The sequence below is a fragment of the Streptomyces sp. NPDC003016 genome, assembly GCF_053591455.1.
The window spans coordinates 46,022-63,748 of record NZ_JBSFTV010000038.1; the positions used below are offsets into that span (position 1 = coordinate 46,022).

A 17,727-nucleotide genomic window follows, 5' to 3' on the forward strand; every position below is an offset into this window, starting at 1 on the left:
TCATTCATGGGGTGGCGGTCCCCCGGTGAGAGCGAGCAGCGAACGGCCGTTGACCGTCGACGAGCTGTCCGGCGCCGGCCCCAGCGCGGGTGACGCGGTGGTACGGCGGTGGGCTGATGACCCCCGCTGCGTCGGGCAAGCGCGGGCCGCATTGCGTGAGGCTCTGACGGCGTGGGGGCTCTCGGCCGTCGAGGACTCCGCGCTGGTAATCCTCTCGGAGCTGCTGACCAACGCCGGCCGTCATGCCCGCGTACCGGGGCAGGACATCGAGACGCGCTACCTCCCGACGGCCGGTGGGCTGCGTATCGAGGTGCGCGACGGTTCCTGCGAGCTGCCGAGCTTGTCGACCCCTCACGGTGATCACGGCAGCGGGCGCGGGCTGTGGCTGGTCGATGTGCTTTCTGACCGGTGGGACGTCAGCGAACGCGCGGGGTTCGGCAAGGTCGTATGGGCTGAGATCTCGGCGCCTGCTGGGGGCGGTGGTCAGGGTGGTGAGTGAGCGACAGGTGATTGCGCTGCGGCTGCGGCGTGGGGACTGGGTGTGTGTCCGGGGCCGGTGGCATGAGGTCGTCGCCGTACGTGCGCACCGGTATGCGGCGGGCGGCCTGGTGCTGGTGCTCGTCTTCGACAAGGCGCCCGCAGTGCGGGTGTACGGCGCGGACACGATGGTGGTGAAGCGGTGAAGGATCACGGTCACGCGCGGGTCGGGACGGTGCTGCGCTTCGCGGATTGGACGCTGAGCCTGGATGGCTCGGGCAGTAAGTCGATCCATGAGGTGGAGTGCACCACGTGTCATGGGGCTCCGAAGCCCGGCGAGCGGAGCATCTTGGAAGAGTGGTGTCTGCGGCACGCGGGCCGTACCCGGCACACCGGATCCCGGGCCGTCACGACCGCGTTCTTCCGCGCGACGTGTCACGAGTCGCTGCCGGAGGTGGCCGATGGCGGCGCGTAAGCGGATGGTGTCGCTGCTGCCGGCCGTGGACGCGGGCCGCTGGTGGCTGGCGGACTCGGCGCGCAGGGGCCTGCGGTCCGCCATGAGGCGTCTGGACGAACGGTGGTACGGGTTCCATCAGTGGGCGCTCGACCGCCTCGGCCCTGCGCCGGATTCCTCGCCTGCCGGGCACGCCATGGACCGCCTCATCCAGCATGAAAACGCCGAAGCCGAATGGGAGTCGCTCGTAGCGCGGCTGACTCAGGGCGCGGGCGGGGACGGGCACCGGCCGCCGTAGGGCATCAACTCCGCTCCGGCCGTCAGCCGGTGACGGCCGGAGCGGGCCCGGCGTAGCGCCGGTTCGTGCAAGTCGCTTGCTTCAAGGGTGTCTTGGCGCTCCTCCCCTCCTGCCGGACGACGCGGCAGCGGTCACGCACCGCCCAGCGGAGCGAGCAGTTCCGCGCCCGCCGGGTAGGCCCTCTCGCGCGGCAGCAACCGCTCGGCCGCAGCCACGTTCCCGCCCCTCACCAGCGCGTGGATCTCGTGGGCGAGCGGGGTGACGTCGGTGATGGACACCGTCCACTCGTCGGCGTACCGCCCCGCCGCCTCGCCCGCCAGCCCCAGTTGGAGCGAGCGGTACGGGAGCGGATTCAGCCGTACGTCGCGCTCCGGGTCCCACTGCACACGGGCGGGCGCCTGCCGCAACCGGCGCTTCCAGTCGGCCTGGTCGGCGTGGACGCCGGGTGCGTAGTGCGACAGACAGGCGTTGCGCAGGGCCCAGTCGAAGCCGTCGCGGGTGATCTCGACGGCCAGGACGGTCTCCTGGTCCTGCTTCGCGCCCCAGCCGCAGCGGTACATCATCCACAGGAACGACGGCTTGATCCACGTCATCCGGTCCCGCTTCCAGGCGGCGGGGAAACGGCCGTCGCGGGCGGCCGGGACGCCGATGGCCGGGGCGTACGCCTGGTAGACGGTGACGGTCGTCTCCGTGTGGAGGGCGCGTATCTCGCGCATCAGAGAGCGAGGTGCATGATGTGCAGGCCGACGTAACCGCGCGTGGGGTGTTCGAACCCTTCCGGGAGCGTCCCGATCACGTCGAAGCCGATCGACTCGTACAGCTTCACCGCGTGGACGTTGGTCTCCACGACCGCGTTGAACTGCATCGCCCGGAACCCCGCCTCCCTCGCCCACGTCACGCTGTACTCGCACAGCGCCCGCCCCACGCCCTGCCCCGAGTGCCTGGGGTCGACCAGGTAGGTGGCGCTCGCGATGTGGGAGCCGTTGCCCATGTGGTTGCGGTTCATCTTGGCCGTGCCGAGGACCGTACCGGCGTCGTCGACCGCGACGACCGTGCGGTTCGGGGCGGCCAGGTACCACCACTCGCGGGCGTCTTCCTCGCCCAGGTCGAGCGGGTAGGTGAGAGTTTCGCCCGCTGCGACGATCTCGTGGAAGAACGGCCAGATGGCGGGCCAGTCCTCCGAGGTGGCTTCTCTGATCAACATCCGGCCAGGATGCCGGTACGGGGCCGTGTCCCGCCAGGGATTTTGTCACGGGCAGGACCCCCGCCGGCCGTGGCGGGGGCCCTGAGCGTCGCCGGTGGATCAGTGGTTGCGCGGGAAGCCCAGGTCGACGCCGGCGGGCGCGTCCGCCGGGTCCGGCCAGCGGGTCGTGGTGACCTTGCCGCGGGTGTAGAAGCGGATGCCGTCGTTGCCGTAGATGTGGTGGTCGCCGAAGAGCGAGTCCTTCCAGCCACCGAAGGAGTGGTAGCCGACCGGCACCGGGATCGGCACGTTGACGCCGACCATGCCGGCCTCGATCTCCAGCTGGAAGCGGCGTGCCGCGCCGCCGTCGCGGGTGAAGATCGCGGTGCCGTTGCCGAAGGGCGAGGCGTTCATGAGGGCGACGCCCTCCTCGTACGTGTCGACGCGCAGGACGCACAGGACCGGGCCGAAGATCTCGTCGCGGTAGGCGTCGGAGTCGGTGGAGACCTCGTCGAGGAGGGACAGGCCGATCCAGTGGCCGTTCTCGAAGCCCTCGACCGTGTGGCCCGTGCCGTCCAGGACCACCTTCGCGCCCTGCGCGGCCGCGCCCGTGACGTACGAGGCGACCTTGTCCCGGTGGGCGGCGGTGATCAGCGGGCCCATCTCGGACTCCGGGTCGTTGCCGGGGCCGATCTTGATCTTCTCGGCGCGCTCGCGGATCTTGTCGACCAGCTCGTCGCCGACCGCACCGACCGCGACCACCGCGGAGATCGCCATGCAGCGCTCGCCTGCCGAGCCGTAGGCGGCGGAAACAGCGGCGTCCGCCGCCGCGTCGAGGTCGGCGTCCGGCAGGACCAGCATGTGGTTCTTCGCACCGCCGAGCGCCTGGACGCGCTTGCCGTTGGCGGAGGCGGTCCGGTGGATGTAGCGGGCGATCGGGGTCGAGCCGACGAAGGAGACCGCCGCGACGTCCGGGTGGTTGATGAGGCCGTCGACCGCGACCTTGTCGCCGTGCAGGACGTTCAGTACGCCGTCGGGCAGACCGGCCTCGGACGCCAGCTCGGCCAGCCTGACCGACGCGGACGGGTCCTTCTCGCTCGGCTTCAGTACGAACGTGTTGCCGCACGCGATGGCCAGCGGGAACATCCACATCGGCACCATGGCCGGGAAGTTGAACGGCGTGATGCCGGCCACGACACCGATCGGCTGGCGGATCGAGGAGACGTCCACGCGGTTCGACACCTGCGTGGACAGCTCGCCCTTGAGCTGCGTCGTGATGCCGCACGCCAGCTCGACGATCTCCAGGCCGCGCGCCACCTCGCCCAGCGCGTCCGAGTGGACCTTGCCGTGCTCGGCGGTGATCAGCGCGGCGATCTCGTCGCGGTGGGCGTCGAGCAGCGCGCGGTAGCGGAAGAGGACCGTGGTGCGGGCGGCCAGCGAGGAGGTGCCCCAGGTCGCGTACGCGGCCTTCGCCGACGCGACGGCGGTGTCGACCTCCTCGGCCGAGGCGAGCGCGACCTGTGTGGTCACCTCACCGGTGGCCGGGTCGGTGACCGGGCCCCAGTTGCCCGACGCGCCCTCGACGGTCTTGCCGCCGATGAAGTGGTTGACGGTCTTCATCCCAGAAACTCCTTGTGTTGCAGCGGGGGCGGTCAGAGATGGCGGCGTCGCGCAGCGGCTTGACGGTCGTACTCCTCCCGGGCCTTGACCGTCGACGGGCGGGTCGCGGTCTCGGCCACGGGAACATCCCACCACGCCTGGGCGGCGGGCGCGCCAGACACTGTGTCGGGCGTTCGTGTCTCGACGTAGACACATGTGGGGCCGTCGCAGGCGCGCGCCTGGGCCAGGGCTTCCCGCAGGTCACGCACGGTCTTGGCGCGGAGGACCCGCATGCCGAGGGAGCCCGCGTTGGCTGCCAGGTCGACCGGGAGCGGCGCACCGGTGTACGAGCCGTCGGGCTCCCGGAAGCGGTACGCCGTACCGAAGCGCTCGGCGCCCACGGACTCGGAGAGGCCGCCGATGGAGGCGTAGCCGTGGTTCTGGAGGATGACGACCTTGAGGGGGAGGCGCTCCTGCACGGCGGTGACGATCTCGGTGGGGTTCATCAGGTACGTACCGTCGCCGACCAGCGCCCACACCGGGCGGCCGGGCGCGGCGAGCTGTACGCCGATGGCGGCCGGGATCTCGTAGCCCATGCAGGAGTAGCCGTACTCGACGTGGTACTGGTCCCAGGAGCGCGTCCGCCACAGCTTGTGGAGGTCGCCGGGGAGGGAGCCGGCCGCGTTGATGAGGATGTCTTTGTGGGTGACGAGGGTGTCGAGTACGCCGAGGACCTGGACCTGGGTGGGGCGGGCGTCCTCGTCGGGGGCGGCGTAGGCGGCGGTGACGCGCTCCTCCCAGCGCGCCTTCGCCTCGGTGTACTCGGTGACGTAGGTGTCGGGGACGCGGTGGCCGCGCAGGCTGATCCTGAGGGACTGGAGGGCGACGCGGGCGTCGCCGACCACCTGCTGGGCGCCCAGCTTGTGGGCGTCGAAGCCGGTGATGTTGAGGTTGACGAAGCGGACGTCCGGGTCCTGGAAGAGGGTCGAGGATGCGGTGGTGAAGTCGGAGTAGCGGGTGCCGACGCCGATCACCAGGTCGGCGGTACGGGCGAGTCCGTCGGCGGTGGCGGTGCCGGTGTGGCCGATGCCGCCGACGTCCGCCGGGTGGTCGTACGGGAGCGAGCCCTTGCCCGCCTGGGTGGAGGCGACGGGGGTGCCGGTCGCCTCGGCGAAGATCTTCAGGGCCGTCTCGGCGCCGCTGTGGTGGACGCCGCCGCCCGCGATGAGGAGGGGGCGGCGGGCGGTGCGGAAGGCCCCCACCGCCGCGGCGAGTTGGTGTGCGTCCGGTACCGGGGCCCGTACCTGCCAGACGCGTTCGGCGAAGAACTCCTCCGGCCAGTCGTACGCCTCCGCCTGCACGTCCTGCGGCAGCGCGAGCGTCACGGCGCCGGTCTCGGCGGGGTCGGCCAGGACGCGCATCGCCTGGAGCGCCGCCGGGATCAGGGCCTCGGGGCGGGTGATCCGGTCGAAGTACCGGGACACGGGACGCAGGCAGTCGTTGACGGACACGTCACCGGCGTACGGGACTTCCAGCTGCTGGAGCACGGGGTCGGCGGGGCGGGTCGCGAAGGTGTCGCCGGGCAGGAGGAGGACGGGGAGGTGGTTGACGGTCGCGAGGGCGGCGCCGGTGACGAGGTTGGTGGCGCCGGGGCCGATGGAGGTGGTGACGGCGTGCGCGGAGAGGCGGCCGCACTGGCGGGCGTAGCCGACGGCGGCGTGCACCATGGCCTGCTCGTTGCGACCCTGGTAGTACGGCATGTCGTCCGAGCCGGGTTCGAGGAGCGCCTGGCCGAGGCCGGCGACGTTGCCGTGACCGAAGATGCCCCAGGTGCCGGTGATGAAGCGGTGGCGGATGCCGTTGCGCTCGGTGTGCTGCCGGGTGAGGAAGGCCACCAGGGCCTGGGCGGTGGTCAGTCGTCGGGTGGTCACTGCGTCGGCTCCTCGGGTCCGTACAGCGGCAGCCGGGGATCGACCGGCTGCGAGGGCCAGGTGTCGCGGATCCAACCGTGGTCGGGGTGGTCGCGGATCAGCCACTCCCGCTCCTCCCCCGGTCCCGCCATCACGTTGAGGTAGTAGAGGGTGTGGCCGGGCGCCGCGACGGACGGGCCGTGCCAGCCGTCGGGGATCAGGACGGCGTCGCCGGTGCGGACTTCGGCGAGGAGGTCCGTACCTCCGGGGCGGGACGGTGAGACCCGGTGGTGGCCGAAGCCGCCTTCGCGGTCGGTCTCGAAGTAGTAGATCTCTTCGAGTTCGGACTCGACGCCCGGGTGGTGCTCGTCGTGTTTGTGGGGTGGGTACGAGGACCAGTTGCCGCCCGGGGTGAGGACTTCGACGGCGATCAGCCGGTCGCACGCGAAGACGCCAGCGGCCGCGAAGTTGTTGACCTGGCGCGAGCAGTCGCCGGTGCCGCGCAGTTCGACGGGGACCTCCGGCGCGGGGCCGTAGCGGGCGGGGAGCCGTCGCCCGCACCTCGCTCCTGCCAGGGCGAAGCGGCCTCCCGCGCCGGAGGAGATCTGGGCGTGGGCGTCGCGGGGCACGTACGCGAAGTCGGTGACCGACCCGAACACGCTCTGCCTGCCGAGCAGTTCGAAGGTCTGGTCCTCCACGCGCACCGCGCAGCCGCCGCTGAGCGGCAGCACGATCCACTCGCTGTCGCCGGCCGTGAGCGTGTGGGAGCCGCCGGGCGGCAGTTCCAGCACGCGCAGGCCCGAATAGCGCCAGCCGGCCCGCTTCGGATCGATGTCCAGGGCGTACGGACCCCGCGCGGCGGCTCCCGCGCGAAGTACGTGCCTGTCGTTGTCCGTCATGCCCTCTCCCTACCCGTCGGCCTCGCGCTACAGCAGTCCGACAGCGGTGTCGACCGCCCCCGCCACGTCCCCGTCGGCCGGATAGAGCAGCGACCGGCCGACGACCAGGCCCTGGACGGTCGGCAGCCGCAGCGCCTGGCGCCACTTCTCGTACGCGCCGTCCTGGTCGGCGCCGACCTCGCCGCCCAGCAGCACGGCGGGCAGGGTCGAGGTCTCCATGACCCGCGCCATGTCGTCGGGGTTCTTCGTGACGGGGACCTTCAGCCAGGTGTACGCGGAGGTCCCGGCGAGGCCCGAGGCGATGGCGATGGAGTGCGTGACGGCCTCGGCGCTCAGGTCGTTGCGGACCTTCCCGTCCACCCGGCGGGAAATGAACGGCTCGACGAAGACCGGGAGCCGGCGTTCGGCCATCGCGTCGATGGTGCGGGCGGTGGCGTGGAGGGTGTCGAGCGAGCCGGGGTCGTCGTAGTCGATGCGCAGGAGCAGCTTGCCCGCGTCGAAACCGCGGCGCTCCAGGTCCTGGGCACGGGGGCCCGTGAAGCGGTCGTCGAGTTCGAAGGCGGCGCCGGCCAGGCCGCCGCGGTTCATGGAGCCGACGACGACCTTGCCGTCGAGGGCGCCGAGCAGGAGCAGGTCGTCGAGGATGTCGGCGGCGGCCAGGACGCCGTCGACGCCGGGGCGGGAGAGGGCCAGGCAGAGCCGCTCCAGCAGGTCGGGGCGGGCGGCCATGGCGAGTTCCCGGTCGCCGACGCCGAGGGCGCCGCGGGCCGGGTGGTCGGCGGCGATGATCATGAGCCGTCCGCTCGCGCCGACCAGGGGCCTGCGGGGGCGGCGGGCGGCGGCCTCGGCGATCGCTTCGGGGTGGTGGGCCCGTACCCGTACGAGGTCGCAGACGCGCAGGCCGGCGGTCACGTCGTGGGCTCCTGCGCGGGGACGGGGCCGCCCGCGAGGACCTGTTCCACCTCTGCCGGGCGGGGCATCGCGGAGGAGCAGGCGAGGCGGGTGGCGACGATGGCGCCGGCCGCGTTGGCGTACCGCAGGGTGTGCTCCAGGCCCCAGCCGGCCAGCAGCCCGTGGCAGAGGGCCCCGCCGAAGGCGTCGCCCGCACCGAGCCCGTTGAGCACGTCGACGGGTACGGGCGGGCATGCGGCCGTCGTACCGTCGCGGTGCGCGGCGAACACACCCTTCGGTCCCTGTTTGACGACGGCGAGTTCGACGCCGGTGCCGGCGGCGAGCAGGGCGCGGGCGGCGGCGTGCGGTTCGCGCTCCCCGGTGGCGACTTCGCACTCGTCGAGGTTGCCGACGGCGACGGTGGCGTGGCGGAGGGCCTCGGCGTAGTACGGGCGGGCCTCGGCGGGGTCGCCGCCGGCCCAGAACATCGGCCGCCAGTCCAGGTCGAAGACCGTCGTGCTCCCCGCGCCCCCCGCCTTCCCCGCGTCCCGCGACTCCAGCGCCGCGAGCGTCGCCGAGCGGCTCGGCTCCGCGCACAGGCCCGTGCCCGTCATCCAGAAGATCCGCGCCGAGCGGATCGCGTCCAGGTCCAGGTCCTGGGCCCGCAGTTCGAGGTCGGGCGCCTTCGGCTGCCGGTAGAAGTAGAGCGGGAAGTCGTCCGGCGGGAAGATCTCGCAGAACGTCACCGGGGTCGGCAGGTCCGCGACCCCCGTCACCCAGCGGTCGTCGACGCCGAACTCCCGCAGCTGCCGGTGGAGGTAGTCGCCGAAGGGATCGGTCCCGGTGCGGGTGACGACGGCCGTGCGCCGGCCCAGCCTGGCCGCGGCGACCGCCACGTTCGCGGCCGAGCCGCCGAGGAACCTGCCGAACGTCTCGACCTGCGCCAGCGGGACCCCGGCCCGCAGCGGGTAGAGGTCCACTCCGATCCGGCCCATCGCGATCAGGTCGTGCGGGGCGTGCGGGTCGTAGGGGGCGCACGGGTCGTGCGGCTCGTACGAATGGGGCTCCATGCGCGTCCCTCCGGTCCGGCGGCTGCTCCCAGGTCTAGTGGTCGCCGCTCCACCCTGTCAACGTTTTGTCCTTACATTCGGACGAAGGCTTGACACCTTTCTCGCACGGCCGGAAGGCTGACGCCCATGACCTCTCCCGTACCCGCGCCGACCCGCATCCGGGTCGGTTCCGCCCCCGATTCCTGGGGAGTGTGGTTCCCCGACGACCCGCTCCAGGTGCCCTGGGAACGCTTCCTCGACGAGGTCGCGGAGGCCGGTTACCCCTGGATCGAGCTCGGCCCGTACGGCTACCTCCCGACCGATCCGGCCCGCCTCGCCGACGAGACGCGCCGCCGGGGGCTGTCCGTCTCGGCGGGCACGGTCTTCACCGGCCTCCACCGCGGGCCCGAGGTCTGGGACGCCACGTGGGCCCAGGTCGCGGAGGTCGCCGGGCTCACCAGGGCCATGGGCGCGGAGCACCTGGTCGTCATCCCGTCCTTCTGGCGGGACGACAGGACCGGCGAGGTGCTGGAGGAGCGCACGCTGACGGCCGCCCAGTGGCGGACGCTCGCCCGGCAGACCGAGCGGCTCGGGCGCGAGGTGCGCGAGCGGTACGGGCTGAAGATCGTCGTCCATCCGCACGCGGACACCCACATCGACAGCGAGGAGAACGTCACCCGCTTCCTGGACGCGACCGACTCCGCCCTGGTCTCGCTCTGCCTGGACACCGGCCACTACGCGTACTGCGGCGGGGACAGCGTCGAGCTCATCGAGACGTACGGGGAGCGGATCGGCTACCTCCACCTCAAGCAGGTGGACCCGGAGGTCCTCGCCGGAGTCGTCGCGGACGGGGTGCCGTTCGGGCCCGCCGTCGGGCGGGGCGTGATGTGCGAACCACCGGCCGGGGTGCCGGCACTGGAGCCCGTACTGGCGGCGGCCGGGCGGCTGGACGTGGACCTGTTCGCGATCGTCGAGCAGGACATGTACCCGTGTCCGCCGGACAGGCCCCTGCCGATCGCCCGGCGCACCCGCCGCTTCCTGCGTTCCTGCGGCGCCTAGCCGGGGGCCTCAGGTCTGCGGACCGCGACAGAACACACGCCGCAAACGTCACATTCATTGATCTCCTGTCACACATGTCCCGGTTGCGCGGGTCTTCCGTCACAGGCGTTCGACAGCCCCTCTCCCGCGTCACCCGGCGTCGTTCAACGAACACAGGCTGAGTGATCGCCGGCGTTCCGCGCCCCAGCTCCCCCGACGGCCCCCAGGTCGCCGCTGAGGCGCGCAGGGAGGTGCCACAGATGACTGACCGCAGACTCTGGTCGTACAAGGAGATTGCCGCGCACATCCGGGTCCAGCCGGACACCGTGCGCTCGTACCGCAAGCACGGACTGCTCCCCCCGCCCGACCATACGGAGAACGGCAGGCCCTACTGGTACGCGGACACCATCCGCGTCTGGGTGTCACGCCGGCCGGGCAACAAGGGCCGCAGGGAATGAGGGCGGCGCGGGACGCTCCCGCCCGTTGAGGCACCCCGGGAGGGCGCCCGCCGGGAATCCCCCGGCCCAGTGGCCGGCCACGGCGTCCTTCCGGACTTCTCTCCCCCAGGCCCGACCGACCCCCGGGGACCCCCAGGCCCACCCTTCTCACCGGCGCCCTCACCGGCGAGAGGGGTGGGCCGCCCTCTTCGCGGCCGACGACAGGGGCACGACAGGCGCACGCCCTCGCGTGTGCCGCAGGGGCGTTTGTCCCGGCCTGCCCTCGCCTCCCGCCGGGCGCCGCGCCCGCGCGCGGTGAAATCCCCGCGGGGGCAGTGACATTTCAGTACCCCCTAGGGGTATAGTCTGAACAGCGTCAGGAAGTCACAGCATCCCCACGGCTTTCTGGGGCACCACGCCTGCGTAGGCATGAGAGAGGGAGAACGACATGACCGCCGAGACCGAGACGAAGACCGAGACCACCGCGACCGGCTCCTGCTGCTCGCCGTCCGGCTCCTGCCACGAGACCCCGGCCGAGGTCCAGGTGGGCGCCGTCACCACCGAGTACCAGGTGAGCGGCATGACCTGCGGGCACTGCGAGGGCGCGGTCGCCGGCGAGATCTCGGAGATCCCCGGGGTCACCTCGGTGAAGGCAGTAGCCTCCACCGGCCGGGTGAGCGTCGTCTCCGACGCCCCGCTGGACCTGGAAGCCGTACGCGCCGCCGTCGACGAGGCCGGTTACGAGCTCGTCGGCCGGGCCTGACCCGGACCGCCTTCCCGACCGGGCCGTACCGGACCAGTTCATACTGGCCCCCGTACGGCCCCGTCCGTTTTCCTGGAGCAAGAACATGACCAGCACAGCGCAAGAGGCACCGACGGCCACCGCGGACACGTCCCGGGTCGAGCTCTCCATCGGGGGGATGACCTGCGCCTCCTGCGCCGCCCGCATCGAGAAGAAGCTCAACCGCATGGACGGCGTCCAGGCCACCGTCAACTACGCGACGGCGAAGGCGAGGATCCGTTGCGCCGACGGGGTGGGCGTCGCGGACCTCATCGCCACCGTCGAGAAGACCGGCTACACCGCCGAGGAGCCCCCGCCGCCCGCCGCCCCGGCCCCCGCCGCGCCGGAGCAGGCGGCCGGGCGCGAGCGGGACGATCCCGCACTCGCCCCGCCGCGGCAGCGCTTCCTCGTCTCGCTGGTCCTCTCCGTCCCCGTGGTCGCGCTCGCGATGATCCCCCGGCTCCAGTTCGACAACTGGCAGTGGCTCTCGCTGACCCTCGCCGCCCCGGTCGTCGTCTGGGGCGGGCTGCCCTTCCACCGGGCCGCCTGGACCAACCTCCGGCACGGCGCCGCCACCATGGACACCCTCGTCTCGGTCGGCACGCTCGCCGCGTTCGGCTGGTCGCTGTGGGCCCTGTTCTTCGGACACGCGGGCATGCCGGGCATGCGCCACGGCTTCGAGCTGACCGCGTCCCAGCGCACCGACGGGGCTTCGACGGTCTACCTGGAGGTCGCCGCCGGAGTCGTCACCTTCATCCTCCTCGGCCGCTACCTGGAGGCGAAGGCCAAGCGGAAGGCGGGCTCGGCGCTGCGCGCGCTGATGGAGCTCGGTTCGAAGGACGTGACGGTGCTCCGGGGCGGTACGGAGGTACGCGTCCCGGTCGACGTCCTCGCCGTCGGGGACCGCTTCGTCGTACGCCCCGGCGAGAAGATCGCCACCGACGGCACGGTCGTCGAAGGCACCTCCGCCGTCGACGCCTCCATGCTGACCGGCGAGTCCGTGCCGGTGGACGTGACCACCGGGGACGCCGTCACCGGCGCCACCGTGAACACCTCGGGCCGGATCGTCGTCGAGGCGACCAGGATCGGCGCCGACACCCGGCTCGCGCGCATGGCACGCCTCGTCGAGGACGCCCAGAACGGCAAGGCCGAGGTGCAGCGCCTGGCCGACCGCGTCTCCGCGGTCTTCGTGCCGGTCGTCCTGCTCATCGCCCTGGGCACGCTCGTCACCTGGCTGCTGCTCACGGACGACCCGACCGCCTCGTTCACGGCGGCCGTGGCGGTGCTGATCATCGCGTGCCCGTGCGCGCTGGGGCTGGCCACGCCGACCGCGCTCATGGTCGGCACGGGGCGCGGCGCCCAGCTCGGCATCCTGATCAAGGGGCCGGAGGTGCTGGAGTCGACCCGGCGCGTGGACACCGTCGTACTCGACAAGACGGGGACGGTCACGACGGGGCGGATGGAGCTCAGGGACGTCTTCGCGGCGCCCGGCACCGACGAGGCCCTGCTGCTGCGCCTGGCCGGCGCACTGGAGCACGCCTCGGAGCACCCGGTCGCGCGGGCCGTGGCGTCCGGCGCCGCCGGCCGGACCGGGGCGCTGCCGGAAGTGGAGAAGTTCGAGAACGTCGCGGGGCTCGGGGTGCGCGGTCTGGTCGACGGGCACGAGGTGCTCGTGGGGCGCGAGGCGCTGCTCGCCGAAGCGGGCGTGGAGCTGGGGCGCGAGCTGGCCGGGGCCAAGGCCGCGGCGGAGGCCGAGGGGCGTACGGCGGTGGCCGTGGCCTGGGACGGGTCGGCGCGCGGCGTCCTGACCGTCGCGGACGCCGTGAAGGAGACCAGCGCGGAGGCGGTCACGTGGCTGCGCGAGCTCGGCCTCACCCCGGTCCTGCTGACCGGTGACAACCGGGCCGTCGCCGAGTCGGTGGCGCGTGCGGTCGGGATCGGCCCGGAGGACGTGTACGCCGAGGTCCTGCCCCAGGACAAGGTCGACGTCGTGAAGCGGCTCCAGGCCGAGGGGCGCAGCGTGGCGATGGTCGGCGACGGCGTGAACGACGCGGCGGCGCTGGCCACGGCGGATCTGGGGCTCGCGATGGGCACGGGGACGGACGCCGCGATCGAGGCGGGCGACCTGACGCTCGTCCGGGGGGATCTGAGAGTGGCGGCGGACGCGATCCTGCTGTCCCGCAGAACGCTGGGAACCATCAAGGGCAATCTCTTCTGGGCCTTCGGCTACAACGTCGCCGCCCTGCCGCTGGCGGCCGCCGGGCTGCTCAACCCCATGATCGCCGGGTTCGCGATGGCGTTTTCCTCGGTGTTCGTAGTGACAAACAGCCTCCGGCTGCGTACCTTCACAGGACACACACAAAGTGACGCACGTCACTGAGGTTTGAGGGTAACCATTCTGGCCACCCGCGAGTCTAAGTAGGCGATGCCAAGAACGTCTTGGGGGACGTTCGCGGAATGTCTTGGGGGACGTTCCGGGCAAGCGTTGGCCGGGGCACGTGCACCGGGGAGCTTTGAGCGGCCCTCCCGTACGTACGCGTCCCGGCAGACCGCGCAGGGAGTTGTGCGCCCATCAGACGCCCGGCCGGATCCCGTGGGGGGAATCCGCTCCGGGAAAAGGGAAGCGCCCCGGCCTGCCGACCCGTGGGGGGATCGGCAGCGGGGCGCTTTCCGCTTTTCAGCGGGTGGTGCGGATGACTCGGATGGTGCGGGTGACGCGGTGGAACCGGCGGGGACCGGTCGTGTCAGCGGCCCTCGACCGGGACGAAGTCGCGCAGGACCTCGCCGGTGTAGATCTGGCGCGGGCGGCCGATGCGGGAACCCGGCTCCTTGATCATCTCGTGCCACTGGGCGATCCAGCCCGGGAGGCGGCCCAGCGCGAAGAGCACCGTGAACATCTCGGTCGGGAAGCCCATGGCCCGGTAGATCAGGCCGGTGTAGAAGTCGACGTTCGGGTAGAGCTTGCGCTCCACGAAGTACTCGTCGGCCAGCGCGTGCTCTTCGAGCTTGAGCGCGATGTCGAGCAGCTCGTCGTCCTTGCCCAGGGCGGAGAGGACGTCGTGCGCCGCAGCCTTGATGATCTTCGCCCGGGGGTCGAAGTTCTTGTAGACGCGGTGCCCGAAGCCCATGAGCTTCACGCCGTCTTCCTTGTTCTTCACCTTGCGGATGAAGCTGTCGACGTCGCCGCCGTCGGCCTGGATGCCCTCCAGCATCTCCAGCACCGACTGGTTGGCGCCACCGTGCAGCGGGCCCCACAGGGCGCTGATGCCGGCGGAGATCGAGGCGAACATGTTCGCCTGCGAGGAACCGACCAGGCGCACGGTGGACGTCGAACAGTTCTGCTCGTGGTCCGCGTGCAGGATCAGCAGCTTCTCCAGCGCCGCGACCACGACCGGGTCCGGCACGTACTCCTGCGCCGGGACCGAGAAGGTCATGCGCAGGAAGTTCTCGACGTAACCGAGGTCGTTGCTCGGGTAGACGAAGGGGTGGCCGATCGACTTCTTGTACGCGTACGCCGCGATCGTCGGAAGCTTGGCGAGGAGGCGGATCGTCGAAAGGTGACGCTGCTTCTCGTCGAACGGGTTGTGGCTGTCCTGGTAGAAGGTGGACAGCGCGCTGACCACCGACGACAGCATGGCCATCGGGTGCGCGTCACGCGGGAAGCCGTCGAAGAACCGCTTCACGTCCTCGTGCAGCAGCGTGTGCTGGGTGATCTCGTTCTTGAAGGCCGAAAGCTGGTCGTCCTTGGGGAGCTCACCGTTGATCAGCAGGTACGCCACCTCCACGAAGGTGGAACCGTCGGCCAGCTGCTCGATGGGGTATCCGCGGTAGCGCAGAATGCCCTGCTCACCGTCGAGGTAGGTGATCGCGGATTTATAGGCGGCCGTGTTGCCGTATCCGCTGTCGAGAGTCACCAGACCGGTCTGAGTCCGGAGCTTCCCGATGTCGAAGCCCTTGTCGCCGACGGTGCTGTCGATCACCGGGTAGGTGTACTCGCCATCGCCGTACCGCAGTACTACAGAGTTGTCGCTCACGTCATCCCTCACCGACGTAGTGCCCCTTCTTAGAGGTGCCCTGACTGTCTCTACCATCCCCCATTTGGCTCAGCAGAGTGCACTCGGGGTCGGCCATTAGGCCCATTCGCGGCACTCAGTGCCGCCAACCTGCTCATCCTGCCCCCTTCGCCCCAGTTCCGGAAGTCCGGGGAGACGTTTGCCAGGAACAGTCCCCCTATGGGGCGTTTTACTCCACCGCGCGGTTCCTCTCCACCCGGCCGGCCAGCCGGTGATCCAGCGCCGTACACCGCCGGCCTGCGGAAACCGTACGGACGGCCTGGCCGATCGCCTTGCGGGAGCCGACCAGCACGACCAGTTTCTTGGCCCGGGTGACCGCGGTGTAGAGCAGATTGCGCTGGAGCATCATCCAGGCCCCGGTGGTGACCGGAATCACCACCGCCGGATATTCGCTGCCCTGCGAGCGGTGGATCGTCACGGCGTACGCGTGCGCCAGCTCGTCCAGCTCGTCGAAGTCGTACGGAATCTCCTCGTCCTCGTCCGTCAGCACCGTCAGGCGCTGGTCGTCGAGGTTGAGCGAGGTGACCACACCCACGGTGCCGTTGAAGACCCCGTTCTGTCCCTTCTCGTAATTGTTGCGAATCTGGGTCACCTTGTCTCCGACGCGGAAGACCCTGCCGCCGAACCTCTTCTCCGGGAGGTCGGGCCTGGCGGGCGTGATCGCCTGCTGGAGCAGGCCGTTGAGCGCTCCCGCGCCGGCCGGGCCGCGGTGCATCGGGGCCAGCACCTGGATGTCGCGCCTCGGGTCGAGACCGAACTTGGCGGGGATGCGGCGGGCGGCGACGTCCACCGTGACCCGTCCGGCGTCCTCGGTCTCGTCCTCGACGAAGAGGAAGAAGTCCGGAAGGCCCTGAGTGATGGGCTGGACACCGGAGTTGATGCGGTGCGCGTTCGTCACCACGCCCGACTGCTGGGCCTGGCGGAAGATCCGGGTGAGGCGGACGGAGGGGACCGGTCCGCCGTCGGCCAGGAGGTCCCGCAGCACCTCCCCCGCGCCCACGGAGGGCAGCTGGTCCACGTCGCCCACCAGGAGCAGGTGCGCGCCCGGCGCCACGGCCTTCACCAGTTTGTTGGCGAGGAGCAGGTCGAGCATGGACGCCTCGTCGACGACGACCAGGTCGGCGTCGAGGGGGCGGTCCTTGTCGTACGCCGCGTCGCCGCCCGGCTTGAGCTCCAGCAGGCGGTGCACGGTGGACGCGTCGGCCCCGGTGAGCTCGGCCAGCCGCTTGGCCGCCCGGCCGGTGGGGGCGGCCAGCACCACTTTCGCCTTCTTGGCGCGGGCCAGCTCCACGATGGAGCGGACCGTGAAGGACTTGCCGCAGCCGGGGCCGCCGGTGAGCACGGCCACCTTCTCGGTCAGCGCGAGCCTGACCGCCGCCTGCTGCTCGGGCGCCAGCTCGGCGCCGGTACGGCCCGCCAGCCACGCCAGCGCCTTGTCCCAGGCCACGTCCCGGAACGCCGGCATCCGGTCCTCGGGGGTGCGCAGGAGGCGCTGAATCTGCGCGCCCAGGGACACCTCGGCCCGGTGGAAGGGGACGAGGTAGACGGCGGTGACGGGGTCGCCCTCGCCGCCCTCCGGAGGCGGCACCTTCTCCCGTACCACGCCCTCGTCCGCCGCCAGTTCGGCCAGGCAGTCGATGACCAGGCCCGTGTCCACCTGGAGCAGCTTCACGGCGTCGCTGATCAGCCGCTCCTCCGGGAGGTAGCAGTGGCCCTGGTCCGTGGACTGCGACAGCGCGTACTGGAGGCCGGCCTTCACGCGCTCGGGACTGTCGTGCGGGATGCCGACGGACTGGGCGATCCTGTCGGCGGTGAGGAAGCCGATGCCCCAGACGTCGGCGGCCAGCCGGTAGGGCTCGTTCTTCACCACGGAGATCGAGGCGTCGCCGTACTTCTTGTAGATGCGCACCGCGATGGAGGTCGAGACCCCCACGCCCTGGAGGAAGATCATGACCTCCTTGATGGCCTTCTGTTCCTCCCAGGCGGCCGCGATCATCCTGGTCCGCTTCGGGCCGAGGCCGGGCACCTCGATCAGCCGCTTCGGCTCGGTCTCGATCACGTCCAGGGTGTCGACGCCGAAGTGCGTGGTGATCCGGTCGGCCATCACGGGACCGATGCCCTTGATCAGCCCGGAGCCGAGATAGCGGCGGATGCCCTGGATGGTGGCGGGCAGCACGGTCGTGTAGTTCTCGACGGTGAACTGCTTGCCGTACTGGGGGTGCGAGCCCCAGCGGCCCTCCATGCGCAGCAACTCCCCCGGCTGCGCGCCGAGCAGCGAGCCGACCACCGTGAGGAGATCGTCGGACCCGCGCCCGGTGTCGACGCGGGCGACTGTGTAACCGCTCTCCTCGTTGGCGTACGTGATCCGTTCGAGGACCCCTTCGACGACCGCCGGGACGAACGCTGCTGGACTGGACATGATCCGACGCTACCGCTCCGCACCGACAGTGCCGCAGGGACTGTGGAAAACCTCGGCGGCGATGAAGGGACCTGGCCCACCCCGTTGCCACACCTATCGAATTTCGATAGATTCCCATCGTTGCTCGATAGAGGGAGAGATGATGGGAAGGCTGACCGTGCTCGCGCTGCGCGCCGTGCTCGTGGTGCTGCTCGCCGGCTCGTTGTTCGTACAGACGGT

Annotated in this window: 17 protein-coding genes and 1 pseudogene; 9 read left to right on the top strand and 9 right to left on the bottom strand. The window is 71.2% G+C overall.

Translation table 11 applies throughout. The features are described 5' to 3' along the window. The first annotated feature begins 25 nt into the window (after positions 1-25). Genes ACWDZ4_RS27945 through ACWDZ4_RS27960 form a run of 4 tightly spaced genes read left to right on the top strand, consistent with a single transcriptional unit; the run spans position 26 to position 1,229 of the window. Positions 26-499 carry an ATP-binding protein gene (locus ACWDZ4_RS27945; protein ID WP_451511150.1) on the top strand — a complete coding sequence of 158 codons (474 nt, stop codon included), beginning with the start codon at positions 26-28 and terminating at the stop codon, positions 497-499. Then, positions 492-683: a hypothetical protein gene (locus ACWDZ4_RS27950; protein ID WP_451511151.1), complete on the top strand. Its 192-nt coding sequence runs from the start codon at positions 492-494 to the stop codon at positions 681-683. Before ACWDZ4_RS27945 ends, ACWDZ4_RS27950 begins: the two co-directional genes overlap by 8 nt. A 29-nt stretch (positions 684-712) precedes the next feature. Continuing rightward, positions 713-952 (top strand): DUF7848 domain-containing protein, encoded by a 240-nt coding sequence (locus ACWDZ4_RS27955; protein WP_451511169.1) that lies wholly within the window; start codon positions 713-715, stop codon positions 950-952. Further along, on the top strand, positions 939-1,229 hold the full coding sequence (locus tag ACWDZ4_RS27960; protein ID WP_451511152.1) for a hypothetical protein: 291 nt from the start codon (positions 939-941) through the stop codon (positions 1,227-1,229). The genes ACWDZ4_RS27955 and ACWDZ4_RS27960 overlap by 14 nt, the downstream gene beginning before the upstream one ends. A 131-nt stretch (positions 1,230-1,360) precedes the next feature. Here the strand turns inward: ACWDZ4_RS27960 and ACWDZ4_RS27965 are convergent, their stop codons facing one another. The 7 genes from ACWDZ4_RS27965 to iolC form a co-directional block, all read right to left on the bottom strand. Beyond that, positions 1,361-1,945 carry a DUF4291 domain-containing protein gene (locus ACWDZ4_RS27965; RefSeq protein ID WP_451511153.1) on the bottom strand — a complete coding sequence of 195 codons (585 nt, stop codon included), beginning with the start codon at positions 1,943-1,945 and terminating at the stop codon, positions 1,361-1,363. Beyond that, on the bottom strand, positions 1,945-2,433 hold the full coding sequence (locus tag ACWDZ4_RS27970; RefSeq protein ID WP_451511154.1) for an N-acetyltransferase family protein: 489 nt from the start codon (positions 2,431-2,433) through the stop codon (positions 1,945-1,947). The genes ACWDZ4_RS27965 and ACWDZ4_RS27970 overlap by 1 nt, the downstream gene beginning before the upstream one ends. 99 nt (positions 2,434-2,532) lie before the next feature. Next, positions 2,533-4,032, bottom strand: coding sequence for a CoA-acylating methylmalonate-semialdehyde dehydrogenase (locus tag ACWDZ4_RS27975; RefSeq protein ID WP_451511155.1), 1,500 nt, complete (start codon positions 4,030-4,032; stop codon positions 2,533-2,535). A 32-nt stretch (positions 4,033-4,064) separates the two neighbouring features. Continuing rightward, positions 4,065-5,942, bottom strand: coding sequence for a 3D-(3,5/4)-trihydroxycyclohexane-1,2-dione acylhydrolase (decyclizing) (gene iolD, locus ACWDZ4_RS27980; protein WP_451511156.1), 1,878 nt, complete (start codon positions 5,940-5,942; stop codon positions 4,065-4,067). Further along, entirely contained in the window at positions 5,939-6,820 is an 882-nt protein-coding gene (iolB, locus tag ACWDZ4_RS27985; RefSeq protein WP_451511157.1) for a 5-deoxy-glucuronate isomerase, read from the bottom strand. The genes iolD and iolB overlap by 4 nt, the downstream gene beginning before the upstream one ends. A gap of 27 nt (positions 6,821-6,847) precedes the next feature. Then, the gene (locus ACWDZ4_RS27990) at positions 6,848-7,720 is read right to left on the bottom strand and encodes a Cgl0159 family (beta/alpha)8-fold protein (RefSeq protein ID WP_451511170.1); all 873 of its coding nucleotides are present in this window, start codon (positions 7,718-7,720) and stop codon (positions 6,848-6,850) included. Positions 7,721-7,728: 8 nt separating this feature from the next. Next, complete coding sequence (gene iolC, locus ACWDZ4_RS27995) at positions 7,729-8,781, bottom strand: 5-dehydro-2-deoxygluconokinase (RefSeq protein ID WP_451511158.1); 1,053 nt, start codon at positions 8,779-8,781, stop codon at positions 7,729-7,731. 126 nt (positions 8,782-8,907) lie between these two features. Here iolC and ACWDZ4_RS28000 point away from each other — a divergent pair, with 126 nt between their 5' ends. The 4 genes from ACWDZ4_RS28000 to ACWDZ4_RS28015 all read left to right on the top strand — a co-directional run bounded on the left by ACWDZ4_RS28000 (position 8,908) and on the right by ACWDZ4_RS28015 (position 13,396). Continuing rightward, entirely contained in the window at positions 8,908-9,819 is a 912-nt protein-coding gene (locus ACWDZ4_RS28000; protein WP_451511159.1) for a sugar phosphate isomerase/epimerase family protein, read from the top strand. A 239-nt stretch (positions 9,820-10,058) separates the two neighbouring features. Then, entirely contained in the window at positions 10,059-10,256 is a 198-nt protein-coding gene (locus tag ACWDZ4_RS28005; RefSeq protein ID WP_451511160.1) for a MerR family DNA-binding transcriptional regulator, read from the top strand. Between the two features lie 427 nt (positions 10,257-10,683). Next, positions 10,684-10,998 carry a heavy-metal-associated domain-containing protein gene (locus ACWDZ4_RS28010; RefSeq protein WP_451511161.1) on the top strand — a complete coding sequence of 105 codons (315 nt, stop codon included), beginning with the start codon at positions 10,684-10,686 and terminating at the stop codon, positions 10,996-10,998. An 85-nt stretch (positions 10,999-11,083) separates the two neighbouring features. Next, entirely contained in the window at positions 11,084-13,396 is a 2,313-nt protein-coding gene (locus ACWDZ4_RS28015) for a heavy metal translocating P-type ATPase (protein WP_451511162.1), read from the top strand. Positions 13,397-13,760: 364 nt separating this feature from the next. Here ACWDZ4_RS28015 and ACWDZ4_RS28020 read toward each other — a convergent pair whose 3' ends face one another. Beyond that, positions 13,761-15,050 carry a citrate synthase gene (locus ACWDZ4_RS28020; RefSeq protein WP_451511163.1) on the bottom strand — a complete coding sequence of 430 codons (1,290 nt, stop codon included), beginning with the start codon at positions 15,048-15,050 and terminating at the stop codon, positions 13,761-13,763. 208 nt (positions 15,051-15,258) lie between these two features. Then, positions 15,259-17,508, bottom strand: coding sequence for an SF1B family DNA helicase RecD2 (gene recD2 / locus ACWDZ4_RS28025; protein ID WP_451511164.1), 2,250 nt, complete (start codon positions 17,506-17,508; stop codon positions 15,259-15,261). On the opposite strand from recD2, the pseudogene ACWDZ4_RS28030 reads away from it, so the two are divergent. Beyond that, positions 17,507-17,727 (top strand): annotated as a pseudogene (locus ACWDZ4_RS28030) (hypothetical protein); the annotation flags it as partial. The gene recD2 and the pseudogene ACWDZ4_RS28030 overlap by 2 nt on opposite strands.

Excerpts from the sequence above, each read along its gene's own strand:
- ACWDZ4_RS28015 (WP_451511162.1), top strand. The coding sequence starts at position 11,084 with ATGACCAGCACAGCGCAAGAGGCACCGACGGCCACCGCGGACACGTCC.
- ACWDZ4_RS28005 (WP_451511160.1), top strand. The coding sequence starts at position 10,059 with ATGACTGACCGCAGACTCTGGTCGTACAAGGAGATTGCCGCGCACATC.
- ACWDZ4_RS27960 (WP_451511152.1), top strand. The coding sequence starts at position 939 with ATGGCGGCGCGTAAGCGGATGGTGTCGCTGCTGCCGGCCGTGGACGCG.
- iolB (WP_451511157.1), bottom strand. The coding sequence starts at position 6,820 with ATGACGGACAACGACAGGCACGTACTTCGCGCGGGAGCCGCCGCGCGG.
- iolC (WP_451511158.1), bottom strand. The coding sequence starts at position 8,781 with ATGGAGCCCCATTCGTACGAGCCGCACGACCCGTGCGCCCCCTACGAC.
- ACWDZ4_RS27965 (WP_451511153.1), bottom strand. The coding sequence starts at position 1,945 with ATGCGCGAGATACGCGCCCTCCACACGGAGACGACCGTCACCGTCTAC.
- ACWDZ4_RS28000 (WP_451511159.1), top strand. The coding sequence starts at position 8,908 with ATGACCTCTCCCGTACCCGCGCCGACCCGCATCCGGGTCGGTTCCGCC.
- recD2 (WP_451511164.1), bottom strand. The coding sequence starts at position 17,508 with ATGTCCAGTCCAGCAGCGTTCGTCCCGGCGGTCGTCGAAGGGGTCCTC.
- ACWDZ4_RS27975 (WP_451511155.1), bottom strand. The coding sequence starts at position 4,032 with ATGAAGACCGTCAACCACTTCATCGGCGGCAAGACCGTCGAGGGCGCG.
- ACWDZ4_RS28010 (WP_451511161.1), top strand. The coding sequence starts at position 10,684 with ATGACCGCCGAGACCGAGACGAAGACCGAGACCACCGCGACCGGCTCC.
- ACWDZ4_RS27970 (WP_451511154.1), bottom strand. The coding sequence starts at position 2,433 with ATGTTGATCAGAGAAGCCACCTCGGAGGACTGGCCCGCCATCTGGCCG.